The 7,622-nt window shown below is 71.8% G+C and carries 6 protein-coding genes; 3 read left to right on the top strand and 3 right to left on the bottom strand.

Annotated features, from left to right (window positions below; genetic code table 11):
- Window positions 1–1,239: a pyroglutamyl peptidase gene (locus GWI24_RS36450; protein ID WP_210950323.1), complete on the top strand. Its 1,239-nt coding sequence runs from the start codon at window positions 1–3 to the stop codon at window positions 1,237–1,239.
- A 122-nt stretch (window positions 1,240–1,361) separates the two neighbouring features.
- Here the strand turns inward: GWI24_RS36450 and GWI24_RS36455 are convergent, their stop codons facing one another.
- Together GWI24_RS36455 and GWI24_RS36460 are read right to left on the bottom strand one after the other, a co-directional pair.
- Complete coding sequence (locus GWI24_RS36455; RefSeq protein ID WP_210950324.1) at window positions 1,362–2,165, bottom strand: EI24 domain-containing protein; 804 nt, start codon at window positions 2,163–2,165, stop codon at window positions 1,362–1,364.
- Between the two features lie 18 nt (window positions 2,166–2,183).
- Window positions 2,184–3,530: a jacalin-like lectin gene (locus GWI24_RS36460; protein WP_210950325.1), complete on the bottom strand. Its 1,347-nt coding sequence runs from the start codon at window positions 3,528–3,530 to the stop codon at window positions 2,184–2,186.
- Window positions 3,531–3,624: 94 nt separating this feature from the next.
- Between GWI24_RS36460 and GWI24_RS36465 the strand changes: the two genes are divergently transcribed.
- Window positions 3,625–5,313: a PHP domain-containing protein gene (locus GWI24_RS36465; protein WP_247617365.1), complete on the top strand. Its 1,689-nt coding sequence runs from the start codon at window positions 3,625–3,627 to the stop codon at window positions 5,311–5,313.
- Between the two features lie 29 nt (window positions 5,314–5,342).
- On the opposite strand, the gene GWI24_RS36470 is transcribed toward GWI24_RS36465, so the two are convergent.
- Window positions 5,343–6,458, bottom strand: a complete 1,116-nt coding sequence (locus GWI24_RS36470) for a polysaccharide lyase family 1 protein (RefSeq protein ID WP_247617366.1) — start codon at window positions 6,456–6,458, stop codon at window positions 5,343–5,345.
- A gap of 321 nt (window positions 6,459–6,779) precedes the next feature.
- On the opposite strand from GWI24_RS36470, the gene GWI24_RS36475 reads away from it, so the two are divergent.
- Window positions 6,780–7,556, top strand: a complete 777-nt coding sequence (locus GWI24_RS36475) for an intradiol ring-cleavage dioxygenase (protein ID WP_210950326.1) — start codon at window positions 6,780–6,782, stop codon at window positions 7,554–7,556.
- The last annotated feature ends 66 nt before the right edge of the window (window positions 7,557–7,622 follow it).

The raw sequence follows: 7,622 nt of genomic DNA on the forward strand, positions 1-7,622 counted from the left end.
CTGGTCACCGTGGCCGCCGTCTCCCTGGCCATCGCCACTCCCGCCGTGGCCGCGCCGGACACCACCGCCACCCCCACCGTCGAGGAGCAGCGGCTCGACAAGGCCGCGCCCCAGGAGATCCTGCGCCGCAGCGGGTTCGACGACGTGGCACCGGACTTCGCCCGCGCCCTGGCGGGGACGCACTCCGCCACCGAGGCCGAGCGCGTGATCACCCGCGAGGGCCGGGCACTGTGGAAGCGCGCCGTGGACCGCGTACAGGGCCGGGGGCCCGCCGGCGGGGACCTCAGCCGGGACGACGACCGGCCGCTGTACTGGGCGCGGCTCGGGATGACCCGCGCGCTCGGCCAGTGGCAGCCGGGCTTCCCGCTCACCGACGCCCGCCGCGCCGCGCTCCTCACCACGCTGGAGCGCACCTCACGCGGACAGGACTCGCTCGACCTCCCCGCCGGTACGCACGTCAAGCGCATCGTGGTCACCGGCTTCGACCCGTTCCAGCTGGACGCCGATGTCCGCCGTTCCAACCCCTCCGGCGCGGCGGCGCTCGCGCTGGACGGGACGACGATCCGTACCGACAACGGCCCGGCCCGTGTCGAGACCGCCGTCTTCCCCGTCCGCTGGGCCGACTTCGCGGACGGCACGGTCGAGCGGACGCTGCTGCCCGCCTTCCGGTCGGGGCCGCGCCGGGTGGACGCGTTCCTGACGGTGAGCCAGGGCCGGGTGGGCCGGTTCGACGTCGAGCGCACCAACGGCGCCTGGCGGGGCGGCTATCCGGACAACGCGAACGTCTCCCGCACCGAGACCGTGCCCATCCCGGCCGGTGTGCCGACCCCGCAGCCCCAGCCGCAGTGGACGACGACCACCCTCCCCTACGAGAAGATCGTCGCGGCGAACACCGGCCCCGTCCCCGTCTACGACCACACCGAGGTCACCGAGATCCCGGCGGGCGGCACCACACCCGTGGTCCGCCCGGACGGCCCGACCCCCGGCTCGACGGCCCGCGCGGGCGGTGGCGGCGACTACCTCTCCAACGAGATCGCCTACCGCGCCACCCTGCTGCGCGACGCGGTCGGCCTGAAGGCCCCGGGCGGCCATCTCCACACCCCGGTCCTGCAGTTCGGCCCGGGCAACACCGACCCCGCCACGGGCCAGGTCACCGACCCGGACTTCGTCCACAACCGCGAGGCCATCACCGCCCAGGTGCGCTCGGTCCTCACCGTGGTCGCCGCTACGACCCGTTGACGCCGCGGGCCGGGCGCTCGGCGAGCAGCAGAGCCAAGGGCCCGGCCGGAAGCAGGAAGCGGCCCTGCGCGACCGCGTCGATCGCGTCGCCCATCGACCACCACGAAAGCTTGAACTCCTGCTCAGTAGGGATGAGTGAAGGCGCCCGCCGGGCCCGCCGCGGTCTCGCCCTGCGGGGTCGCGGGCTCGTTCTCGCCCGTCAGGTCGCGGACCAGCAGGGTCGCGCCCGCGACGGCGCCCGGCATCAGGAAGACCGCGACCAGGGGGAGGAGGTAGAGGAGGGCCAGGGGGACACCGAAGCCGAGGGAGAGCAGGCGGCGGGAGTGGAGCATGCGGCGGCGCTCCTTCAGGAGGATGCCGCGGCGCAGCAGGGCGATCGAGGTCAGCTCCTCGGTGAGGAAGAAGCCGGTCACGCAGAAGGCCAGCGCGGGGATCACGGTCTGGCCGACGCCCGGGATGAAGCCGAGCGCGAAGAACAGCACGCTCCAGAGGGTGACGCGGATGAGCAGGGCGATGGCCTCGCGCAGCCCTATCCACAGCTCCGCCCAGATCGACAGGCCGGAGTCGGGGACCGCGCCGCCCTCGGAGCGGTCGACCTGCTCGGAGAGCGACTCGTAGAAGGGCTGGCCGACCAGGAGCGTGACCGCCGTGAAGGTGAGGACGGCGAGGAAGAGGCAGATGGCGGCGAGGAGAATCGTAAGGGCGCCACGGAAGATGCCGAGCCAGGGTGAGGACCAGTCGTCGGCGAAGGGCGTGGCCCATGCGATGACGTCATCGGTCCAGAAGAAGAGGGCGACGAGGGCCGCCGCGTAGCCGACGAGGGTGATCAGGGCGGGAATCATCCCGAACCCCCACCATCTCCCATGCCGGGCCACCCAGCGCTGCCCCTTCATCAGATAACCGAAGCCACTCACAAGATCACGCATGGGCCGAAGCCTACTGGCCTAGCGTAGCGCGAAAAGGACGCCGAGTTTATCGATCTCGTCACCGGCGCGGCCGGTGAAACCCACGATCCGCCAGCCCGCGGGGGCGGTATAGGTGGCGGCGTCCGACGTGGGCGTTCCGGTCGTCACCGTACGGCCCGTGTCGGTGGTGAACGCCGCCGAGAACACACGGGTACGGCCGTCCTTCTGGCCCCGGGTGAGGGTCACGGAGGTGAGGTGTTCGGCGGGGCCGAGGGTGAGGGAGACCGGGGTGCCGCCGGTGCCGCCGTGGGTGAGGGCCGCCCCGCCGTCCATGGCCAGGGACACCGCGTCCAGCCGGGAGCCGCCGCGCAGGGTGAGGGTGCGGGGCGCGGGCGGTGCGGCGGGCAGGTCGTCGGCGTCGTTGAAGGCGGTGCCGTGCGGGCCGCCGAACTGGTCGCTGGCGCGCAGCGCGGCCGGAGTGCGCCAGGAGAGGTCCACGGTGTGCGGATAGTGGTCGGACAGCGGTTTGCCGTCGGCGTCGAGGAAGGCCGTGTGCGCGTTGTGGTAGCGGGTGGCGGTGAGGGAGAGCAGCGGGCCGGAGCGGTAGAGGACCTTGTCCACGACCTCGCAGGTGTCGGTGACGTTGTCCGGGTCGCAGACCAGGGCGTCGGAACCGGCGGGCGGGGCCGAGCCGCCGCGCACGAGGTCCACCCAGGCGTCGGTGAGGCCGTTGCGGGTGGCGAGGTCGCGGATGTTGTCGGCGGCGCGGGTGTAGCGGGTGTTGGTGTCGCCCATGACGAGCACCGCGTTGCCGGAGGAGTGGGCGGTGATGTAGTCGGAGAGCTGGGTGATGTTGGCCCGGCGGGCGGTGAGGTCGGCGTCCGTCGTCCCCGCGTTGGTGTGCACGTTGTACAGGTCGAGGTACGCGCCCTCGGCCAGCCGCACCCGGGCGAGGGTGAAGCCCTTCGGGGTGAGGCAGTCGGTGCCGTTGCACCGGTTCCACTTCACCCGCTCGAAGTCGTCGTACGGCAGGTCGGAGAGGGTGTTGAGGCCGTCCCCGAAACCGGCGCCACCGCTGGTGGGGGTGCGGTACGGGTGGTCGTCACCGGCGTAGAGCGCGGCGTGGTAATTGAAGTCCTCCTGGACGTTGACGATGTCGTACGCGCCGAGCCGGGGCGAGATCAGCGGGGTGTTCTTGGCGGGGTGGCCGGAGGACAGGCCCTCGGGGAGCCCCGCCACGTTGTAGGTCAGGACGTTGAACGTGCCCGTGGTGGCGCGGGGGGCCTGGGTGTCCGCCACCGCGGATGTGGCGCCGGACGGGGTCGCGGTCGCGCAGAGGGTGAGCGCCGCCGCGGCGGCGACGGCTAAGCGTCCGATGAGTCTCAAGGAGGTGTCCTCTCGGCTGATGAACCGCTGACGATGGGCTGTTGGGCGTGCGGTGTTCGGCTGGTGTTCAACCGCGTTGCTTAGGTTCGCGCCTATGGCCCCCGGACATCACCACCCTCACGATGAACTCGCGGTGCACAGCCTGCCCCCGGCCCTCGACCTGTCCGTACGGGACGAGGAGCTGACCCCCGACCAGCTCTCCCGGCGCTCGATGCTGCGCCGCGCGGGGCTGCTGGGCGCGGGGCTCGGCGCCGTGAGCGTGCTGGACGGCGGCACCGCGCGCGCCGTCGCGGCGAACGGCGCGGCGACGCCCGGCTCCCGGCACGGCGGCGGCTATCTGTGGCTGGCCGGGGACCACCACATCCACACCCAGTACAGCAACGACGGCAAGTACCGGGTCATCGACCAGGTGCGGCAGGGTGCCCGGCACGGCCTGGACTGGATGGTGATCACCGACCACGGGAACGTCACCCACGCCCGGATCGGGGTCGAGAAGGTCAACCCCGACATCCGCGAGGCGCGCGAGACCCACCGGGACGCGCTGGTCTTCCAGGGGCTGGAGTGGAACATCCCCGGCGCCGAGCACGGCACGGTCTTCGTCCACCCCGGCCGTGACGAGGTGGCGGTGCTCAAGGAGTTCGAGACCTCCTTCGACGGGTCGGTCAGGAACGCCGGGGACTCCACCCCGCGGAACGAGGCCCTGGCCATCGCCGGTCTTGACTTCCTCTCCGACGCGGTGCGCCGGCGGCGCGTCAAGGCGGCGCTGATGCTCGCCAACCACCCCGCCCGCAAGGGCCTGGACTCCCCGCACGAGATCCGGGGCTGGCGGGACGCCCAGCCGCATATCGCCGTGGGCATGGAGGGCGCGCCGGGCCACCAGGCCGCCGGAATCCCGGCCTCGGCGCACGGCCCGGGCGGTGCGCGCGGGCTGTACGAGAACGCCCCCGGGCCGCAGTCCTTCGCCGCGTACCCGGCCGAGTCGTACCGCACCTGGGGCGGCTTCGACTGGATGACGGCCACGGTGGGCGGGCTGTGGGACAGCCTGCTCAGCGAGGGCAAGCCGTGGTGGATCACCGCCAACTCCGACTCCCACAACGTCTACGCCGACACCGCGACGCGCGGCCCCGGCAGCGACTACGAGACCAACGGACGGCAGAACGACCCGGTGTACCGGGGCGGGCTCGACCTGGAGGAGAACGACTACTGGCCGGGCCAGTACAGCCGCACCCATGTGGGCGCCGAGGACTTCTCGTACGCCGCCGTCATGGACGGCATCCGGGCGGGCCGGGTGTGGGTGGACCACGGCGGGCTGATCAGCGGCCTGGACGCGCGGCTCGGCGGTGGCCGGGGGCGTTCGGTCACCCTGGGCGGCACACTGCACGTGGCGCGCGGCACCCGGGTGCGGCTCGAGGTGGACATCGCCCTGGCGAACGGCCCCAACTGGGCCGGCTTCGTACCGAAGCTGGCGCGGGTCGACGTCATTCAGGGCGAGGTCACGGGCGCGGCGGACGACCGTGACACGTTCGCGGCGCCGCGCACCCGGGTGGTGAAATCGTTCGAGATCGGCCGCACGACGGGAACGGTCCGGCTCTCCTACGACCTCGGCCCCGTGGACCGCCCGCTGTACGTACGGCTGCGCGGCACCGACGGCAACCGCGTGGCGGTGGGCGCGCGGGGCGCGGCGGTGGATCCGCACGGCCCGGCCATGGATGTGCCGGGCGATGCGGACCCGTGGCGCGATCTGTGGTTCTACGCCAACCCGATGTGGGTCCTGCCCTCCTGACGACCGCCGGGGGCCGGTGCTGACGCGTTTCAGAGCTTCCCCGCGCCCGCCTGGGCGGTCACGGTGGCCACGACGGAGGACGCCGGTTCCGCCGTGTACGCGTACGGCGGGGTGGTGAAGCTGCCGGTCTGGGACACCTCCGTGGCCGCCCCGCCCAGGTCGTTGCCGCGCAGCACCGCGTAGCCGTCGACATCGCTGTCCCGGCTGGTGGTGACGGCCACCTCGGTGTCGCGGAAGACGTTGTTCTCGACCAGCGTCTGCGCGCCCATCCGGGAGTGCACACCGGTTTCCGCGCCCCGCACGTAGTTGTCGTAGAAGTGGCCGGTGCCGAAGCGCAGGCTGGGGATGCGTGAGTACACGTCCGAGAACCAGTTGTGGTGGTACGTCACCTTGAGGTGACCGGTGTCCTCGCTCGCGTTGTTGTCGCTGTGGCCGACCAGGCTGCCCTTGAAGTGGTCGGCGAACTTGTTCCAGGAGACGGTGATGTCGTCCGAGCCGTGGTTGATGTCCAGCAGACCGTCGTAGTAGTCCTTGTCGTGGTCGCGATCGGCCGAGAAGGTGTTGTGGTCGATCCATACCTTGGTGGACTTCTGCACGGTGATGCCGTCGGACGGCTTCCGGGGCTTGCTGATGTCGAGGTTGCGGACGATGACGTTCGTCGACTCCTTCAGCCGCAGTCCGCCACCGGTGAAACCGGAGCCCGAACCCACGCCCAGCACGGTGGTGTTGGAGCCGATGTCCACCTGGCCGGTGAGGGAGATCAGCCCGGAGACCCTGACCACCTTGGCCTTGTCGCCGGTGACGGCGGCCTTGAAGGCGTCCAGGGAGGTCACGGTGGTGGCGGTGGCGTTCCCACCGCCCGTGGTACCGGCGCCGAAGCCGAGGGGGGTGGTCTCGGCGGTGGGACGCGCCCCCGTGGCGGAGCGTGCGGCGGTGGGGTGTGCGGTGTCGGAGCGTGCGGAGTCGGCCGAGTCCGCGCCATGGGCGGAGACCGTGGAGAGGCCACCGAGGGCGAGCGCAGCGGTGACACCCGCGGCGACCGCGGTCAGCCGGCGTCGGTCGCGGGCGGTGACGCGGGTGACGTCCATGACGTCGTCGCCCGTGGTGCCGTGGTCCGTGGTGCCGTGGTCGTGCGTCGAGCGCATGGGGGAGTCCTCTCATTCGGAGGATCTCCACACGGGAGGGGCAATCGCTTGCGGGATGAGCGCGGGTGAGCGGCAAGCACGCTGATCACAAAGGCCGGTGGAGATCGCCAAAGGTTGCGGCTCTGACGGTGCGGGGCCCTGGCGCCGGGCGATGTGGTCAGGATCGCCCCGGCGGACAGCGGCCATCCCGGAAGAAGCTAGTAAGCGCTTGTGATGCTGTCAACACCCGCATGCCGCAAGGGAGTTGGCCGTATCGAGAGTTGACGGGCGGGGACTTTGCCGAATCCACAGGCGTCCCACAGGAACCGCCTCTACCTTTCCATGCTCATGACAGACCAATCCCCCGCCCCCATGGGGCGCCGAAGAGTACTGCTCGCCGGAAGCGCCGCCGCGGCGGCCATCGGAATCGGCGCGGGCACGGCCGCCGTCCGCCCCGAGACGGCCACCGCGAGTGACACGGCCGCCGGGACCACCGCCGCCATCTGCAAGCTCACCAAGGAGCTCACCGAAGGCCCGTACTACCTCGACCACGCCCTCGTACGCGCGAGCGTCGCCGAGGACAAGAAGGGAGTCCCGCTCGAACTCGTCCTCACCGTCGTGGACACCGCCACCTGCGCGCCCATCAACAAGGCGCTGGTGGAGATCTGGTACTGCGACGCGCTCGGCGAGTACTCCGGCTTCGTGGGCAACAACGGCCACCAGGAGCCGGACAACGGCAAGTTCCTGCGCGGCGGCGTGCTCACCGGCACCGACGGGGTGGCCAAGCTCACCGGGATCTACCCCGGCTGGTACCGAGGCCGCTGCATCCATGTCCACCTCAAGGTGCACACGGGCGTCACGCTCACCCCGGACGGCTCGTTCACCGGCGGCAACGAGATCCACACCGGTCAGCTCTTCTTCGACGAGAAGATCACCGAGGCGGTGGCCAAGCTCTCCCCGTACTCCACCAACACCGTCCCCCGCACCCCCCTGTCCGCCGACGGCATCTACGGCAACGGTGGCACCGCCGCCGGGCTGCTCGCCGTGACGGCGCTGGGCAGCACGCCGTCCGCCGGCTACCGCGGCACGCTCACGGTCGGCGTCGACCCGGACGCCTGACCGGCCGCCGCACCTCGTCCCCCGTTCCGTCCACGCCCCGCCCGGCACCCCGGGCGGGGCCTTCCC

This window comes from Streptomyces sp. MK37H (assembly GCF_018035285.1).
Lineage (GTDB): Bacteria > Actinomycetota > Actinomycetes > Streptomycetales > Streptomycetaceae > Streptomyces > Streptomyces endocoffeicus.